Raw genomic sequence first — 18,537 nt, forward strand, 5'->3', positions numbered from 1 at the left:
AAAGGGATAAACTATTTTGGCTGCCCTAACAACTCCAAAAACTCAGCTTCATCTAAACATTTAATACCTAAAGCCGTCGCTTTTTCTAGCTTGGAGCCTGCATCTGCCCCCACGATCGCATAATCTGTTTTTTTGCTCACAGATTCCATTACTTTTCCCCCTGCTTCTTGAATTAGGCGTTTTGCCTGATCTCGTTTTAGGTTGGGCAGAGTACCTGTAATTACAAAGGTTTTACCGCTCAAAGCCGAATTTATAGGTGGTTTAGTAGATTCCCCTTGAAACTGTAAACCCGCATTTTGCAGGCGCAGAATTAAATTTTGATTACTGGAGATTTGAAACCATTGCTGCACTGCTTGGGCAATTTCCGTACCGATTCCATAGATTTGGGCGATCGCCTCAGAGTTGGCAGTTGCTAATAATTCTACCGAGGGAAAATGATCTGCTAATAATTGAGCATTGACGCTACCCACATGCCGAATGCCTAAACCATACAGTACCCGTGACCAAGGTTTAGTTTTAGAACTATTAATTGCCTCAAGTACTTTTTCGGCGGATTTTCTGCCCGTGCGTTCTAGGGTTAAAAGTTGATCTAGGGTTAAATCGTACAGATCGGCGATCGCCTGAATTAAATTTTGTTCTACTAATTGGCTGATTAATTTTTCTCCTATCCCCTGAATATCCATCGCATCTCGGCTGACCCAATGCTCGATCACTCCACGCACAATGGCGGGACAACTGGGATTAATACAACGGGTAACTGCTTCGGTTTCAGGTTTAATTACGGGTTGATCACATTCTGGGCAGGCGATCGGCATTGTAAATCTGGGAGCAGAACTCGGACGTAACTCGGGTAAAACTCGCACAACTTCGGGAATAATTTCCCCTGCTTTCCGCACAATTACGGTATCGCCAATATGGAGGTCTAGGGTTTGCAGGCGATCGCTATTATGGAGAGTTGCCCGTGAGACGGTAGTTCCTGCCAGTAAAACTGGTTCTAGCTCTGCGACTGGAGTTAATGCCCCTGTTCTCCCCACTTGGACGGTAACGGCTTTAACAATAGTCGGAACTTCTACGGCGGGATATTTCCAAGCGATCGCCCAACGGGGAAACTTTTGCGTAAATCCTAACTGGGATTGGGTATTGAAAGCATTAATCTTAATCACTACGCCATCGGTCATGTAGGGTAGGTTAAATCGATCTTGCTCCCAGCGATCGGCGAAGCTTTTCACGCCTGCTAAATCTGGATAAATACCTCGATTAGGATTGACCTTGAAACCAATTTTTTGGAGAAATTCTAATGCCTCTGATTGAGATTGAACTTGAGCTTGAATTTCAGGTGTATTTTCTGGTAAGTGTAAGGTGTAGGCAAAAAAATCTAGGTTGCGATCGCTAACTTTACGGGCATCTAATTGTCTAAGGGTTCCTGCCGCTGCATTTCGAGGATTGGCAAATAGGGGTTCGCCAGATAAAGCTCGGATTTGATTAATTTGCTCAAAACTCTGTAATCCTAAAAACGCTTCACCTCTGACTTCAAGAATGGCGGGAGGATTTTCTAAATTTAAGCGTAGGGGAATCGAACGAATTGTGCGGACATTGGAAGTTATATCTTCGCCGTTAGTACCATCACCTCTAGTGGCACCTCTGGTTAAAAGCCCATGTTCGTAGGTTAACGCCAGCGCCGAGCCATCGATTTTTAGTTCACACACATATTCAAAGTTGGAATGTTCTAATAGGCGTTCACATCGATCCGCCCAAGCCTGCAGCTCTGCTTCTGTAAAGGCATTTTCCAGACTATATAGGGGAATATTGTGCTGTACCGATGTAAACTGCGTAGCTGGACGTTCGCCAACTCGTTGGGTGGGGCTATCCGTGGTAATTAGTTCGGGATAGGTATGTTCTAAATCCTGTAGTTCTCGATAGAGGCGATCGTAAACCTCATCACTCAAGGTCGGGGCATCCAAAATATAGTAAGCATAGCTGGCAGCTTGGAGAATTTTTTTTAGCTCCTGCGATCGCAACCTAGCTTCAGCGTTATCAAAATTATTTGGCATTTGTTATTGATGATGCAACGATAGAATTTAATTCTAATTGAGGAATAAATCTACAAATCCCCTAACTTGTAATTTTATGAAGTTAAATTCTTCAAACCTGACTACCCTCGATCGCCCTAAGCATTATTATCTGTGGCTATGGGTGGGAATTGTGGCTGTGGTCTTAACCAGTGAAATTGTGGCAAGACTAGGGGGAGAGATGCTGTGGTTTCAAGAAGTAGGCTATTTATACATGTATTGGCGGCGGCTGGCAATCCAGATTGGTTTAGGAGGTACTGTCTTAGCGATCGCTTTAGTATATCTATTCCGAAATTTACAAATTGCCCAAAAGCTTAAATATGCCGATCTGCCCAGTGATTCTTCACAGAGAGCACAGTTAAAGTATCAGATAAAAGCCCAATTCCGTCCAAATGATCCCCAATCACTAGCACTTAGGACTCAAGTTAGAAATCAAGTATCGGCAGCATTTAAGTATGTACCGACTTCTCTACGCTTAAGGTGGCTACTGCCTTTGGTTTTGGGGTTAAGTTTTTTGATTTGTTTATTAGTGATTCACTATGGACAGGTAGCGATCGCTCCGATCACTCAATGGCAGACCACATTAAATCAGTCCAGTATTGCCCCCCCTGCATTATTTCGACCAGAGCTAATTAGCCAATTAATTCAAACCTTAACCGAAACTCGCTTGGCAGTTCTAACTTTTGGTGTAGCGATCGCTATGTTAGTTTATCCTCAGTTTTTGCTTAGGGCGATCGCCGTTTTAATCAGTGTATTCACAGCATGGGTGATCTCACGGCAATGGATGCGGATTATTCCTTACTTCCAACCCACCAGTTTTGAGCGCACTGAACCAGTTTTTAATCAAGACTTGAGTTTTTATATATTCAATTTACCCACCTTAGAAATTTTAGAGTTTGGGCTGGTTGGTATTTGTCTATATGGTTTTATCGCTGTATTTTTAACCTATTTACTATCGGGAAATAGTCTGAGTGAAGGTAAATTTATCGGCATTTCCCACAATCAGCAGCGTCATCTTTACGGACTTGGTGGCGTATTAATGTTGGTGGTTAGCTTCAGCTATTGGTTGAATCGCTATGAGCTTTTATATTCCCCACGGGGCGTTTCCTATGGTGCCAGCTATACCGATATTGTAGTGCAATTACCTGTTTATACAGGCTTGAGTATTTTGGCATTGGCGATCGCTGGGTACTTAATTTTGCGCTGGCTTAAATTTCATCGTCAGCCAGTCAGCCGTAAACCAATATTTGCATCTATAGCTATCTATTTATTAATGGCGATCGGTTTAGGTGTGGGTTTACCAAGTACTGTGCAATCTTTGATCGTGCAGCCCAATGAGCTTGCCCGTGAACAGCCCTATATTAAGCGCACCATTGCTTTCACCCGTGAGGCGTTTGGACTAGAAAGTATTGATACTCAAGTTTTTAATCCCCAGGGCAAATTAACGGAACAATTAATTCAAAAAAATGACCTCACAGTTCGCAATATTCGGCTTTGGGATAAACAACCACTCCTTGCTACTAATCGTCAACTGCAACAAATTCGGCTTTATTATAGTTTCCCCGATGCCGACATAGATCGCTATACCATTACTGAAGAGAATCTAGCCACAACTCCCAATAGTCAGCAACAGGTACTAATCGCCGCTAGAGAACTAGACTATGCTGTCGTACCACTAGAAGCACAAACTTGGGTAAACCAGCATTTAATTTATACCCACGGCTATGGCTTTACCCTTAGTCCCGTTAATCGCGTGGGAGCAGGAGGATTGCCTGAATATTTTATTAAAGATATTGGTGCGACCGCAGGCAGTCCCCTTACCACCTCTAGTAAAGGCATACGGAATAGTATCCCCATTGGGCAGCCTCGCATCTATTACGGGGAGAATACAAATACATACGTGATGACGGGTACAAAGGTCAAGGAACTAGACTATCCCAGTGACAATGATAATGTCTATAACATTTACGACGGCAGAGGCGGAATTTCCCTTAATTCGTTTTGGCGCAGGATACTTTTTTCCAAATATTTGAATGATTGGCGGATGGCGGTAACTCCAGAATTCCTACCCGATACCAAGTTAATGTTTCGGAGGAATATTAGGCAAAGAATTAAGGCGATCGCTCCGTTTTTACGCTATGACAGTGATCCATACCTAGTGGCAGCCGATGCTAAATCTCAGCCCGATGATCCTAATTCGCTCTATTGGATTGTTGATGCCTATACCACTAGCGATCGCTATCCCTATTCTGATATTGCGAACGAAGGCATTAACTACATTCGGGACTCTGTCAAAGTTGTAATTGATGCCTATCACGGCACAGTAAATTTCTATATTGCCGAACCTAGGGATCCAATGATCCGCACATGGGCAAAGATTTTTCCTGAGTTATTTAAGCCCCTAAGTGCGATGCCTGAGGCTTTACGTCAGCATTTGCGCTATCCTGTGGATTTATTCTCGATTCAATCGGAACGCTTGATGACCTATCACATGACCGATCCTCAAGTATTCTATAACCGTGAAGATCAGTGGCAAATTCCCAACGAAGTCTATGGCGACAAACCCCGTCCTGTCGAACCCTATTACCTAATTACTAGCTTGCCCAGCGTTCCCTTTGAAGAATTTATTCTATTATTGCCATTTACACCTAAACAACGCACAAATTTAGTAGCTTGGCTGGCGGCGCGATCAGATGGGGAAAATTACGGGAAACTTCTCCTTTATACATTCCCTAAACAAATCCTTGTCTATGGCACCGAACAAATCGAGGCAAGAATTAATCAAGATCCTATTATTTCCCAACAAATTTCCCTGTGGAATCGTCAAGGCTCTAGGGTAATTCAAGGTAATTTATTAATCATTCCCATTGAGCAGTCTTTGCTGTATGTGGAGCCAATTTATCTGGAATCTACTCAAAATAAATTACCTACCCTCGTGCGTGTAGTTGTTGCCTATGAAAATCAGATTGTGATGGCGCAGACTTTACCACAGGCGATCGCAGCAATCTTTAAACCAGAGGCAGAGGTAACATCACCCATAGTTAGACCAGTTAACTCTCCCTGAATATAGATTAAATACAGAGATTTTTAATGAAATTTTTCGTCTAGCCTGAATTCGCAATTATTAGATTTTTGTTAAGGTTTGGAATGATGCGATCTAGGGTGTTCCAGAATACAAATTTAACCTCTGGGCATTTTCTAGCATAGAGCTAACATATAAATCTAGTTAATTTATTTCTTAGAATACTTAAAATTTATTTTAAAGACGGGCATTATGAAAACTAAGCTGAAGAGCAAAAATAATTCCATATCGGGAATCCCCAAGAGTAACCTGTCCTTAGCAAGTTTAAAGAAGAAAGACAAAAAGAAAGATAAGAATAAACTTAAGAAACAACAAAAGGCTAAACTCCGTATCCCTGAACGCAAGGTTTTCTATCACATTTCCGAAGCAGAGGGTAGTTCCAAACTCTCTGGTAAAGCCTATGAGAGAGAACTCGCGCGCTTACAAGTGGAATTAGTGAAAATGCAATACTGGGTTAAACAGACAAATACCCGCATTGTGATTATTTTTGAGGGGCGTGATGCTGCCGGCAAAGGTGGAACGATTAAACGGATTACTGAACCACTAAATCCTCGTGGTTGTAGAGTTGTGGCATTGGGTACCCCCAGCGATCGCGAAAAAACGGAATGGTATTTTCAACGTTATGTGACGCATTTACCCGCCGCAGGAGAAATTGTCTGCTTTGACCGCAGTTGGTATAACCGTGCTGGGGTAGAGCATGTCATGGGGTTTTGTACTGATGCCGAGTATCAAGAATTTTTACAAACCTGTCCCGAATTTGAGCGGATGTTAGTGCGATCGGGAATTATTTTGATCAAGTATTGGTTTTCCGTCAGTGATGATGAACAGGAACGCCGTTTTCAATCTCGTACTACGGATCCCGCCCGTCGATGGAAACTCAGTCCAATGGATTTAGAATCCCGCGATCGCTGGGTAGAATATTCCCAAGCCAAGGACACCATGTTTGCCTACACGAATATTCCCGAAGCTCACTGGTTCACCGTAGAGGCAGATGATAAAAAATGCGCCCGTCTTAACTGCATTAGTCATTTCCTCAGTAAAATTCCCTATGTGGATATGACCCCCGCACCTTTGCAGCTAGCTCCGCGCAAAAAAGCTCCCCATGACTATGTTCGTCCACCCCACAATGAGCAATTCTTTGTGCCGAAGCGATATTAAACCTAATTAAACCTAGGTAGCTCTAACTGTAAATATGCCCTGACAGTAACAGGAACCGTTAACTATTGATAAATCATTAAGCTTAAATTCGTCGCCAAGTTTTTTTAATATTTCCGTCAAGCTTGCCAAAATATCTGCATCTTCGGTAATCGCGATAAAATTTCTGCCAACAGCTTCCGTGAATAGTGATGCCTCTAGGCAGTGCTGTAGATCGTTAGGGGTTAACTGTAATTCCAAATTTACTTGAATTGGCTCTAATAGTTTCAGTGCCTCTCGACGTAAAACTTGGGGGGTATTGAGATGGATTTGGCTAGAGGTTAAAGATAAATTGCTTAAATGTAAGCCCTGATAGACAACGCCCGTAGCTGCAACTTTGGCACTGGGAATAAAGCCCTTGAGAATTTCGCCATCTTTGCCCCCAATTTCAATGTCGAGGGAGTGTACTGCTTCTACCTGCGATCGCAGCCACAACTTAATTAGGGGGGATAACACCGAACGAATAACTGCTGACATGAAAATTTAAAGCAAGAATTAAATAGAAAAATTTTAAAGATTGGAAGATTTAGGAAAATAAAGGAGCTAGGGTATCTCGAAATTTAACCACATTACCAATTACAGCGATCGCTGGCGGTTGAAATTCAGAGTCATGCACTTTTTCGATCATATCCCCAAGGGTTCCCACCAGTTCGGCTTGGTCAGCACAGGTACCTTGACGAATCAAAATCATAGGCGTATCAATCGCTAACCCTGCATTAATTAACTGGGGAATAATTTCAGGCAGATTGTGCAACCCCATATAGATCACAATTGTTTCTGAGCCTGTGGCGATCGCTTGCCAGTTAATCTTAGGAGAATATCTACCTGCGGCTTCATGTCCAGTCACAAAGGTCACAGAGGAACTATAATCTCGATGGGTTAACGGAATTTGAGCATAGGCAGGAACGGCAATCCCAGAGGTAATCCCCGGTACCACTTCGACTTCAATCCCTGCTGCCAGTAAATCCGCCATTTCTTCACCACCACGCCCAAAGATAAATGGATCACCACCCTTGAGTCGAACGACAACAGCCTGCTCCTGAGCTTTAGTAATTAGTAACTCTGTAGTTTGGGATTGCAAAAGCGAGTGATTACCCCGCCGTTTACCTGCATTAATTTTTTCTGCTAGAGGGTTGATCATTGCCAAAATTTCGGGACTGACCAAGGCATCATAAATTGCCACATCACAATGTTCGAGGAGACTTTTACCCCTAATGGTCATTAACCCCGGATCGCCCGGTCCCGCTCCAACTAAATAAACTTTACCCATCCTGCTGTCTAAATATTGACCTGATTAAAATTACAATAGCTGATAAAAGATGGTGTAGGTTCTCAAGTTTTTAACCTATGGATTTTGGAGTAAAAAAGGCTGCACCCGAATTTGCCCATAGAAGTCTGACTGTACCAGTTCTACTTTAGCCTGAGCTGATAAAAATAACAGTCCTGTAAACACGCCCACTCGATCGCCAAAAACTTTAGCTAACTCAGTAATATCAGTTTCCATAGGGTTTTGATGAAAAAACAACTCTAGCTGCATTGCCATTTCCGAAAGGTTTTCTTTGTGTGCTAACTGGGCGATCGCTCGTAATGCTACCTGTCGGGCTTGGGGACGGTTACGACTGGGATTAGGACGCTTACCAGGTTTCTGTCCCATAGTTTGTGCCATTTCTTCCAACTGGGCAATTAACTCGGCTAGGGTGGTTTTTCGACCTACGGGAGGCAGTGCCACAGGGCGGCGTTTAATTACCTGATCAAAGTTAATGGGCTTATTAGTGGGATCGATGCCAGAAGATTCGGCAAAATCTAAAAATTCATCGACTGCTTCTTGATTCAAAGTTACAGCTTGAGATAGGGTCTGAGCCTTCAGTAAAACCAGCATCGAGGCATAGAGTAAAGCCTGTCCTGATTCATAGAGATCACGGCGATCGTCACTAATCAGTCTTGCTAAAAACCGATCAACCACATCTATAACCTGCACGTCCCACGGATCAATCTCACCCCGTTCGGCAAGATCAATTAATAGGGCGATCGCTTCTTTAGTTACAGAATCAGTTACTGAAGAAGTTATAGAGCCTGTTTCATATCTCATGAGTAGCAATTCTTTTTAGCATCAAACGAATAAAGCAAAGATTGAGTTTAGCTGTAGCATTAACGAGAGTTCTCTCAAAGTTCTTAACTAAGATTTTGCATCTTTCAACCCAAGCATTTGACCTTTCAATTACCCACCTTGTCGGCACAACTACAAACCCAGACAGACCTTTTTCTGCCTTCTGTTGCTTTGATACCTTAGGAGAAATTTCAAACCTAATCTTAGTCATAATCTCAGGATATATCTTCTCTAGTTCTTGGATCAGTTTCTCGATATGATAACCACTATCCAGCAATATCGTAGTTAGCGTAATGTCATCTGGTTTCGATTTGAAGTAATCAATGTTAATCGTTAACATCTCAATCAGTCCTTGGTCATCTGATACATTTGCTCTTGTTAAATAGGTAAAGAAAGGAAATCCCAGAGTGTCAACGGCTAAATGTCTTTTGATCCCGTTAGTTGCTTTGTAGGAGCAGAAGCCCTTGGATTCTATACTTGCATTACAAGTATTTTTCACTGCTTGTGAGTCAATGATGATTAAAGTTGTCCATTTTGATTTTTTTGACTGTTCACGGGCTGTTGAATGCAAGGTTTCCATAATCGCAGTAAATGTACCTGTATCTTTCCACTCCTTGTAGTATCGATAGACTGTAGAGAATGGTGGTAAGTCTCGGGGCATATCTCGCCAATTACAACCGTTTTTGAGTTGGTAGAGTATGCCGTCTAAAATTTGTCTTTTTGTCCAAGTTGGCGGTCTAGTTTGCTTTTTCTTTGGGAGCAATGGTTCTATAATTTCCCATTCTTTATCTGTTAGGCTACTTGAGTATGGATTTAGCATTTTCTAAGCATCATACATCTTGCTCATAATAGATATGAAACAGGCTCTATAGATGTAGTTACGGCTTCTGCCACGCTAGTTTTTCACTCCTTGCTCTTGAGCTTTAATTTGCTCACTAATCGCATAGGCTTGGATCGAAGAGCTAAGGAATGGAGTATCTCGAACGGACTGATTTGCCAATGTGAAGATGGGATTTGAGGCAATACCTGCCACACTGGTAAAAATTAAAGTTACCACGATCGCCACCTGCAAAGACTTCATACCGTCTGCCGTCCAAGTTGGATTAACTGGGTAATTTTTCACCGCCTCAGACATTTCTTGCGGTTCCTTCACCACCATCATTTTTACTACCCGAATGTAGTAGTAAATAGACACAACACTCATTGCCAATGCCAAAATGACTAAACCGTAAGCCTGAGCTTGCCAGCCCGCCCAGAAAATGTAAATCTTGCCAAAGAAACCCGCCAATGGGGGAATTCCACCCAAAGATAGCAAGCACACGCTTAAACACAGGGTTAATAAAGGGTCTTTTTGGTACAAACCGCTATACTCACTGATTTGATCGGTTCCAGTTTTCAGAGCGAATAGGATCACGCAGCCAAAGGCACCCATATTCATAAATAGGTACACCAACATATAAAACACCATACTGGCATAACCCGCTTCGGTACCAATTGCCATCCCCAGAATTACGAATCCTGCTTGTCCAATGGAGGAATAGGCTAACATTCGCTTCATACTGGTTTGGGCGATCGCTACCACATTTCCTAAAACCATACTCAAAATTGCTAACACCACAAAAACGTAGTGCCACTGGTCATAGATCATTGGAAATACAGTGACCATAAAGCGAATGGCAAGGGCAAAACCTGCAACTTTAGAACCTATGGATAAAAATGCTACCACTGGGGTCGGTGAACCTTCATATACATCGGGAGTCCATTGGTGAAAAGGTACCGCCGAAAGCTTAAAGGAAATACCTGCAACCACAAATACCATAGCAATAATTAACCCCAGACCACCAAGGGGCAGACGGGCAGCAATTTCATGCAAATTCGTATAACCACCTGACAAACCATAGAGCAGGGACATGCCGTATAAAAATACCGCCGAACTAGATGCTCCAATTAATAAATATTTTAAGGCTGCCTCATTGGAACGGGGATCACGCTTGGCATAACCAGACAGCAAGTAGGATGAAATACTCAATGTTTCTATGGATACAAACACCATCACCAAATCATCGGCACCCGCAAGGAACATGCCACCCAGAGTAGCCGAAAGCAAGATCGTAATGTATTCACTGATGGCGATGCCTGATTGCAGAAAATATCGCTCGGAAATTAGGATCGTAAGGACTGAAGATAAAGCAATTGTGCCTCTAAAAATAATACTGAGCTTATCTCCATTAAAGCTATCCACAAACGACAAAGGATTAGGCAAGCTAGACCACTGCCAGATCAGTACCACGACTGCACCCAATAATCCACTAATAGCGATCGCAGGCAACCACTTGGAAGTTTTAGAAGAGACTAAATCTGCAACTAATGCTACGAGCAAGGCTACGACTATAATTGCTTCTGGTAGGATCACCCCAGAGTTTAATACGACATTGAGATTTGCAAAGTCCATACGCGTTGGAAGTATTAGAGAAATTTTACCTAAGCTAGATTGTATCTCCCAATGCAATCCTAAAGTTAGCATAGCCATTGAAATTATTAAGGATCAACATAAACCATAGATTAAGCGATCGACTTAAGTAAAAATTGCGCCTCCCTGTAAACGTTGATAGTGATGTTGAAATTCGGTTTTTAAGGCGGGAAATAACTCTAGGGTTGGGTCTTTTTTCATAATGCGCTCGGCGGCAGCACGGGCAATGGTATAGATTTCTTGACGGGCAGCCTCATCACTGAGGCGATCGTCTATGGAAAAACCAGCATGACCCGATTGTTCCTTACCTTCATCTTTACCCTTACCACGCAGTTCAAAGTCCCGTTCCGCAATAAAAAAACCATCTTGGGATTGTTCTAATACTTTTAAGCGTTCGATCGCCGTCTCGGATTTAGAAGCACTCATTAATAAACAAAAAGATTGGGCTGCGCCTCTGCCTACCCTACCCCGTAATTGATGCAGTTGTGCCAAACCAAAGCGATCGCTATGCTCAATTAACATCACCGAGGCATTGGGAATATCAACGCCGACTTCGACTACGGTGGTTGCTACTAAAATCTGGGTTTCTAAGCGACGAAATTGACTGATTGCTTCATCTTTTTCGGCACTACTCATCTGTCCATGCAGTAATCCCACCTTAAAATTCGGAAATATACTGGCTTGCAAATGTTCTCGCTCCTGCACTGCTGCCCTAATATTCTCCATTTTTTCTGATTCTTCCACCAAGGGCAGAACTATATAAGCCTGTCGTCCCTGTGCTACTTCTCGGCGAATTAGATCGTAGGCATCCTTTCGTTGTCCCGCTTTTAATAGGGTGGTGTGAATCGGTTTGCGTCCGGGGGGTAATTCATCAATAATACTGACTTCGATTTCGGAATTAGTGAGATAAAGTGTCCGAGGAATGGGAGTCGCCGTCATAATCAACACATGGGGATCTTCCCCTTTCTGTAATAGCTGCGATCGCTGATCCCGCCCAAATCTATGCTGCTCATCAATTACTGCTAAACCCAACTGATTGAAATTTACCGTATCTTGAATTAGGGCATGGGTACCGATCAGTAAAGGTAATTCTCCCGTTTCCAGTTGGCTTAAAATTTGGCGGCGTTTCGCAGTTTTAGTCGAGCCAGTTAGCAATTCCACGGGTAGATGCAGCAGAGTAAACCATTCCAATAATTTGCGATAATGCTGCTCTGCTAATACTTCGGTGGGAGCCATAAACGCTGTTTGGTAGCCTGACTCGATCGCTGACAATAAAGCATATACAGCCACAATGGTTTTACCCGAACCCACATCTCCTTGGACAAGACGATTCATGGGATTTGGTCTTTGTAAATCTTCTCTAATCTCGGCGATCGCGCGCTTTTGGGCATTAGTTAACTGAAACGGTAAAATCTCCTCTAGCTTCTCAATTAACTGACTACGAGGAATAAACTGGATCGCTTTTTGTTGTTGACGACGATAGAGAGCTACTAAACGACGGTAAAAATATTTATCAAAACTAAGCCGCTTAATTGCTGCATTTAATTTTTCGGTATCATCGGGGTAATGAATCTGGGCGATCGCTTCGGGTAATCCCAGCAAATCATAATCATCCTTAAGCTTTTGGGGAATTGGATCGGCAAGCTTACCAACCGCAGGTAAACATTTAATAATTGTGCCTCTGACTAATTCGGGACTGACTCCTTCAGTTAAAGGATATACAGGTACTACTCTGCCAATGGTATTTGATTCAATGCGATCGCCTGTATGATCCAAAATTTCTAAATCATAATTCTCCAACGTCAAACCATATTTACTCCGCTTTACCATTCCTGATGCTGCCACGGTAGAACCCACAGGATATAAACGTTTTTGTTGTTCTTGCCAACCCCGATTGCTGTAGCGTTTCCCCATCCAAAAACGATTGAGCTTAATCTGTCCAGAGCGATCGCGCAAAAGAATTTCTACAATCGTTAAGTTCTCATTTTTAGGACTGGTAAAGCAATTAAACCGCCGAATCGTACCAATTACTGTAACTGTATCACCATCATTTAAATCAGCGATCGCCACCTGTCGTGCATAATCAATGTGATCACGGGGAAAATACCGCAACATATCCCCCACAGTTTCAATATCCAGCAGCTTTAATTTAGAAATTTGACTACCATTTAGACCTTCCACCTCACTCAACAGAGTTTCAGGCTTGAGGAATTTAGTTTTAGTAGTAACTAAAGGTTGAGTTTTCGGTTTTTTCTGCTTCGGTGGCGGGGATTCTGCACTAATTTCCTTACGCCGCACTTCATACAGTAGTCTTCGGGTTTCTGCCACAATAAACTGACGACGGGCAATGGATAAAGAGTCATATTGCTTAAATTCCTGAGCTAAAGTTTTGGCTTTGCGGCGATCGCTCTCCTCCCAATTTAATTGCTGTGCCAAGCTCAAGTGCATAAAATCAGCAAATAGATATTGCCTACCCTGCAAATTACTAAAACTATGCTCTACTTCAATGGTTAATGCTTGTTGTAGCCGACCGATATCAACTGGACTCACCATAGCTAATTAGCAGTTCCAAACCATTTTTATTTAAGGATATCTATTAGTTTAGTTGACTAGGCAAGGGCAGCAAAAATATGATCTCCCTCAAGATCGCCTATCTCAAAAATCTGGATTAAAAAAGTGGCGATCGCTTGGATTACTAAATTTTTGGTTTCAGTTACAATAACTGAGAAGATTATGATTAGTCGGAGGTTAGTATGCTTGTTTAAATTCCTCAAAAGAGAGCCAGTAATCACAGTACCATTAATCAAATAAGTGGACAGCAACAACAGGAAAAGAAGCTCGAAGGAGGAAGAGTGTACGCTATTGCCTTTGACATGGATATTGAGTCGCTGAAGTTGAACTACGGAGACCCCTATAATAGGTATTGCAAAGAAATGGGTTTACCCGCCAGCAAGGTAGTGTCTATATTTGGGAATAAAAATAAAATATTAATGCTGTTTCCTGCGTTGTAGCTGCGATCGAAGTCTCCAGATCGCTTCCTTAGTTTTCTACATCGGTAAGAGATATTCGTATGCTGAGAATTGAAGAACTTAACGATCTAATGCCAGCCGTTCAGCAAGGTGGAAGAACATAACAAATCTATTTTCTCTTGGGCTGAGAGTTATAAGTTAAGAGTTAGGAGCTTCTCGAGGAGATTGTGAGAGCCACCTGAAAAGACACCTGTGAGATTTTTAGTAACTTATTTAGGAACTTATATGGCTTACCCTAACCTTCTGCTAAACATGAAATGGCTGTAATTATTGCAGGAGAACGGAGTGGAGTAGGTAAGACCACAGTAACCTTGGCTTTATTGGCAGCAATGGTATCTCAGGATCAAAGTGTCCAGTCTTTTAAAATTGGTCCCGACTACATTGACCCCATGTTTCATAGCAAAATTACGGGAAGAGCCTGTCGGAATCTTGATCCAGTTTTAACGTCAGAACAGTATGTGCAGTCATGCTTTGCTAAATACTCTCAACCTGCTGAATATGCCCTAATTGAAGGGGTAATGGGATTATTTGATGGGTCAACGGGTCGGGATGATACTGCCAGCACTGCCCATATTGCGCGGTTACTAAATATTCCCGTAGTTTTAATTTTGAACTGTGCTAGTACTTCTCGATCTATAGCAGCGATCTCCCACGGGTATCGAACCTTTGATCCAAGAATAAATATAGCTGGGGTAATTTTGAATCGGGTGGGTAGCGATCGCCACTTAGAATTATTAACACAGGCATTAGAACCCTTGCATCTACCAATTTTAGGAGTGCTACGCCGTCAAGATGACATTACTATTCCCGATCGCCACTTAGGATTAATACCCACAGGTGAAATAACTAATTTTAATTTAGTGCTGGATCGCCTCACACAATTGGGTAAAACCTGTTTTGATTGGCAAAAATTATTACCTTTAATGAAAACCGAAGCCCCGACCACCGCAAATATCTTGGAATCAAATCTAATTAAACAGCCAGTCAGAATTGCGATCGCCCAAGATGCTGCCTTTAACTTTTACTATGCAGATAACTTAGATATGCTTAGCAATATGGGAGCCGAACTAGTCCCGTGGAGTCCAATTCAAGATACAGCTATACCTCCAAATATTCAAGGTTTATATTTTGGTGGTGGATTTCCTGAAGTCTTTGCCCCACAGCTATCCGCTAATCAATCAGCAAGGAACTCGGTAAAAACAGCAATTAAATCAGGCATACCCACGATCGCTGAATGTGGCGGTTTAATGTATCTCTGCGATCGCCTTGAAGATTTTGATCATAATTTATATGCAATGGTGGGGATTTTTCCAACTACGGCAGTAATGGGTAAAAGGTTAACCCTTGGCTACCGTCAGGCTCTAGCATTAACAGATTCTTGCTTAGTTAAAACTGGCGATCGCATTTGGGGGCATGAGTTCCATCGTTCTACTTTAACGGAATCTAGTAATTTGCCTTTATTTAACCTATCGGGTTTTGACTCTGGATTACAATTCCCCGCCGAAGGGTGGCAGAAATATCAAGTTCATGCTTCCTATGTGCATCTGCATTTTGGGGCGCAACCGCATTTAGTAGAGAGATTCTTAGGTTGCTGTTTGGGATATTAGATATTAGTCATATCTTCTAAGCTTTGCATCCTAGGAATCCTTGCCGCAGTTCTGTTTCATTTAAGTTCCGTCCAATAAAGACGATTTCATTTTTACGAGTTTCCTCTTTTTGCCAAGGGCGATCGCTTTTCCCATCAAAGATCATGTGAACTCCTTGAAATACAAATCGATTAGCTTCTCCATCAATATTTAGAATCCCTTTCATCCGAAAAATATCTGCACCTTTGGTACTTAAAAGCTGATCCAGCCACTCATTGAGCTTGATGCCGTCCATTGCCCCACTTTCGACAATTGCCACAGATTTAACGGTTTGATCATGTTCATGATGGTGGTGGTGATCATGGTGATGTTCGTGATCGTGATGATCAACTTCCTTATGCAGAAAGTGCGGATCGATTTCTAAGGCTCGGCTAAGGTCAAAGGCTCCCACATCTAAAATAGAAGACATTTCCACCTGAGCGGATTGAGTATGATAAATTTTGGCGATCGCATTCATGGATCGGATTTTTGTTTCCAGTGCTGTGAGGATTTCTGGAGTAACAAGGTCAATCTTATTTAATAAAATTACATCGGCAAAGGCAATTTGTTCTTGGGCTTCGCTACTATCCCAATGCTGAGAAATATGCTTAGTATCAACCACAGTTACCACAGCATCTAAATGAGTTTTAGCTTTGACATCATCATCACTAAAAAAGGTTTGAATTACTGGCGCAGGATCAGCCAAACCCGTAGTCTCTATTAATAAATGATCAAAGTTGCGTCGCATCAGTTTAGTGATAATACGGATCAAATCACCCCTAACTGTGCAGCAAATACAGCCATTATTCATTTCAAAAATTTCTTCATCGGTGCTGACAACTAGTTGCTGATCAATGCCAATTTCGCCAAATTCATTGACAATAACTGCCACTTTCTTACCATGCTCATAGGTCAAAATATGATTGAGTAGGGTGGTTTTTCCTGCCCCTAAATATCCTGTGAGTACGGTTACAGGCACGGATGGTTTGGCAATCACATTCATAATATCTAAATTAATCGATAACTTAAAATCGCAATACTGTTTATAGGTTAGCTTATTAGGCTAGCTCATAGGTTAACTAATCAATACAAGTACTGGCTCGGAAATATCTTATAAACCTAAGTACTTAGTAATAATTACTCATGACAGGAATAATAAAAACCTAAGGCGATCGCTACCATATAGACCATAAATGCCACTACATACACAAAGTTACCAATAGCTACATCTGCTTGGAGAAGATTGAGTTTGCCAAAAATGTAAAACCAATCATGGGTAACAGCTTCACCCCCAAGTAAAGGTAAAAATTGAGTTCTAGCATCTTTCATATAGCGGGAAACATCAAAAAGATTGATCGAAACCCAAAATAGAGTGATAGCCCCAGAATATCTTTCTTGACGGATGAAAAAGTAGACTGTAATACCTATGGGAACAATAAGCTGCATCAGAGTTCCCCCCAGAAACATGATGAATTCACCCAAGAGCCTAAAAATAGCATGACCTGCTTCATGCACGATTAGATCAAAGTTATGAATAAATAAAAAGTTGTCATAATCCATCGCTCCCCTAAACCCATAGATAGCGAGTAAAAATATAAACCCTGCCTTGCCGAGATCAATTCTTATCTTTGGCTGTTGAGGAGAAGAATTAGGATTACGAGGTGTCATAGTTCCTAGGGGCGAATAATTACCTCTTGCAGAACTCGGATTTGAGTTTTAGGGTTGTATCCTACTAAGCGAATGAAAGATTTAGGATGATCTTCCACACAGGATTGAATTTCCTGCATAGCTTCGGTTACATTCTGGGGTTGATGCTGCCACTGCCAACTCCGCCAACTATTTTGTGCCTTTTCACGGGGTGTGGCAATTTCCAAACTTAAACGTCCACCCTGTCTAAGTCCATTTTCTAGTAAGCGTTCAATCTCAGTGTAAGTGCCAGATAAATTATTAGGTAATTCTTGTAATGGAGTTGATGCGTGATCTTTAGATAAATAATCCTTGGCAGGTTCTGAAGTAGATATTGGTGGTACGGCGATCGCAATAGTTTTTTGCCCAGTGGTGTACTCCTCAACCAATCCCCTAGACTGCACCCGTTGCTGTTCATGTACCATCATATTTCCCAACTTAATCAAGTAGGGTAAGCCAAAGTTAGGAGACTGTTGGAACTTTACAGTTAGATCAGGATTATTAACGATATGGGTGGAGACCTTATTTATGCCAATTTCCCGAATAAAATCTCGTACCTGTTGATCATAAACCTGCGATCGCAATGCTCCAAAAAAGTCTATAGATTGATGAGGAAAATTACTAATTAGTTCTTCAACATTCTGTTCAGTTAAGCCATCTGCTTTAAAAATTCCCGTCACAATCCCAATCCGATCTTCCTTTGTTGGCTCCCAATAAAATTTCTCCATTCTGCCATCTCGCAACAACGGCGCATACAGAGTGGAAAAGTCATTACCTGTAAGTAAAATTGGCACACGACTAATAGGTTCAGTTTCATAGCTACCGGGCAACTGCACATCGGTTGGGTTATCAGCAATATTCATCAAGGTGCCATTTACAAGCTGAGTGTTCACCGTGTATTGGGTAGAGCTATCAACCCTTCCCGCCCCAGCATCAATATCATTAATGAGTAGCACACACATTTTGCCCCTAACTTTAATGAGGTCGGCTGCCTCACGATACCGAGTCCGAATTAGCCGCACTGGATCACCAGCATCGGGACTTTCCAACTCACCTGCGGACATTCTGACTGGCTCAATTCCCATGAGCTTAAAGACTAATTCACACTGAAATGATTTACCTTCACCTTTTCTACCATGAATACCCAAGATTAAGGGCACAGTTAAACCGGGAAGATTGAGAAAATTTTTGGTGATATGTACCGCCAACTTATCCAAAAAACGGGGAGAAATGTAATAGTTCATGATCAGTGAGCAGAACCCAGATTTTGATCTA

General features: G+C 42.0%; 13 protein-coding genes. 3 read left to right on the forward strand and 10 right to left on the reverse strand.

The features are described 5' to 3' along the window. Positions 1 to 11: 11 nt before the first annotated feature. Complete coding sequence (gene ligA / locus SYN7502_RS02440) at positions 12 to 2,051, reverse strand: NAD-dependent DNA ligase LigA (RefSeq protein ID WP_015167313.1); 2,040 nt, start codon at positions 2,049 to 2,051, stop codon at positions 12 to 14. Between the two features lie 76 nt (positions 2,052 to 2,127). Here ligA and SYN7502_RS02445 point away from each other — a divergent pair, with 76 nt between their 5' ends. Together SYN7502_RS02445 and ppk2 are read left to right on the forward strand one after the other, a co-directional pair. Continuing rightward, on the forward strand, positions 2,128 to 5,133 hold the full coding sequence (locus tag SYN7502_RS02445) for a UPF0182 family protein (RefSeq protein ID WP_015167314.1): 3,006 nt from the start codon (positions 2,128 to 2,130) through the stop codon (positions 5,131 to 5,133). 210 nt (positions 5,134 to 5,343) lie between these two features. Further along, positions 5,344 to 6,309, forward strand: a complete 966-nt coding sequence (ppk2, locus tag SYN7502_RS02450) for a polyphosphate kinase 2 (protein WP_015167315.1) — start codon at positions 5,344 to 5,346, stop codon at positions 6,307 to 6,309. A gap of 12 nt (positions 6,310 to 6,321) precedes the next feature. On the opposite strand, the gene SYN7502_RS02455 is transcribed toward ppk2, so the two are convergent. From SYN7502_RS02455 to recG, 6 genes are all read right to left on the reverse strand, one after another. Continuing rightward, complete coding sequence (locus tag SYN7502_RS02455) at positions 6,322 to 6,822, reverse strand: LmeA family phospholipid-binding protein (protein WP_015167316.1); 501 nt, start codon at positions 6,820 to 6,822, stop codon at positions 6,322 to 6,324. A gap of 49 nt (positions 6,823 to 6,871) precedes the next feature. Then, positions 6,872 to 7,615: a uroporphyrinogen-III C-methyltransferase gene (cobA, locus tag SYN7502_RS02460; RefSeq protein WP_015167317.1), complete on the reverse strand. Its 744-nt coding sequence runs from the start codon at positions 7,613 to 7,615 to the stop codon at positions 6,872 to 6,874. Between the two features lie 75 nt (positions 7,616 to 7,690). Then, positions 7,691 to 8,434, reverse strand: a complete 744-nt coding sequence (locus SYN7502_RS02465; RefSeq protein WP_015167318.1) for a segregation/condensation protein A — start codon at positions 8,432 to 8,434, stop codon at positions 7,691 to 7,693. Further along, positions 8,424 to 9,272, reverse strand: a complete 849-nt coding sequence (locus SYN7502_RS19220) for an IS5 family transposase (protein ID WP_015167319.1) — start codon at positions 9,270 to 9,272, stop codon at positions 8,424 to 8,426. Before SYN7502_RS19220 ends, SYN7502_RS02465 begins: the two co-directional genes overlap by 11 nt. Before the next feature lie 75 nt (positions 9,273 to 9,347). Next, the gene (locus SYN7502_RS02475) at positions 9,348 to 10,904 is read right to left on the reverse strand and encodes an NAD(P)H-quinone oxidoreductase subunit N (protein ID WP_041429775.1); all 1,557 of its coding nucleotides are present in this window, start codon (positions 10,902 to 10,904) and stop codon (positions 9,348 to 9,350) included. 123 nt (positions 10,905 to 11,027) lie between these two features. Continuing rightward, positions 11,028 to 13,475 carry an ATP-dependent DNA helicase RecG gene (gene recG / locus SYN7502_RS02480; RefSeq protein ID WP_015167321.1) on the reverse strand — a complete coding sequence of 816 codons (2,448 nt, stop codon included), beginning with the start codon at positions 13,473 to 13,475 and terminating at the stop codon, positions 11,028 to 11,030. Positions 13,476 to 14,208: 733 nt separating this feature from the next. Between recG and SYN7502_RS02490 the strand changes: the two genes are divergently transcribed. Further along, a complete protein-coding gene (locus SYN7502_RS02490) occupies positions 14,209 to 15,558 on the forward strand; it encodes a cobyrinate a,c-diamide synthase (RefSeq protein WP_015167322.1) in 1,350 nt (449 codons plus the stop codon). Positions 15,559 to 15,574: 16 nt separating this feature from the next. Here the strand turns inward: SYN7502_RS02490 and SYN7502_RS02495 are convergent, their stop codons facing one another. From SYN7502_RS02495 to SYN7502_RS02505, 3 genes are all read right to left on the reverse strand, one after another. After that, positions 15,575 to 16,579: a CobW family GTP-binding protein gene (locus SYN7502_RS02495; RefSeq protein ID WP_015167323.1), complete on the reverse strand. Its 1,005-nt coding sequence runs from the start codon at positions 16,577 to 16,579 to the stop codon at positions 15,575 to 15,577. 134 nt (positions 16,580 to 16,713) lie between these two features. Further along, a complete protein-coding gene (locus SYN7502_RS02500; protein WP_015167324.1) occupies positions 16,714 to 17,244 on the reverse strand; it encodes a hypothetical protein in 531 nt (176 codons plus the stop codon). A 5-nt stretch (positions 17,245 to 17,249) separates the two neighbouring features. Next, a complete protein-coding gene (locus SYN7502_RS02505) occupies positions 17,250 to 18,506 on the reverse strand; it encodes an AAA family ATPase (RefSeq protein WP_015167325.1) in 1,257 nt (418 codons plus the stop codon). Positions 18,507 to 18,537: the final 31 nt, after the last annotated feature.

This window comes from Synechococcus sp. PCC 7502, from assembly GCF_000317085.1.
GTDB lineage: Bacteria > Cyanobacteriota > Cyanobacteriia > Pseudanabaenales > Pseudanabaenaceae > PCC-7502.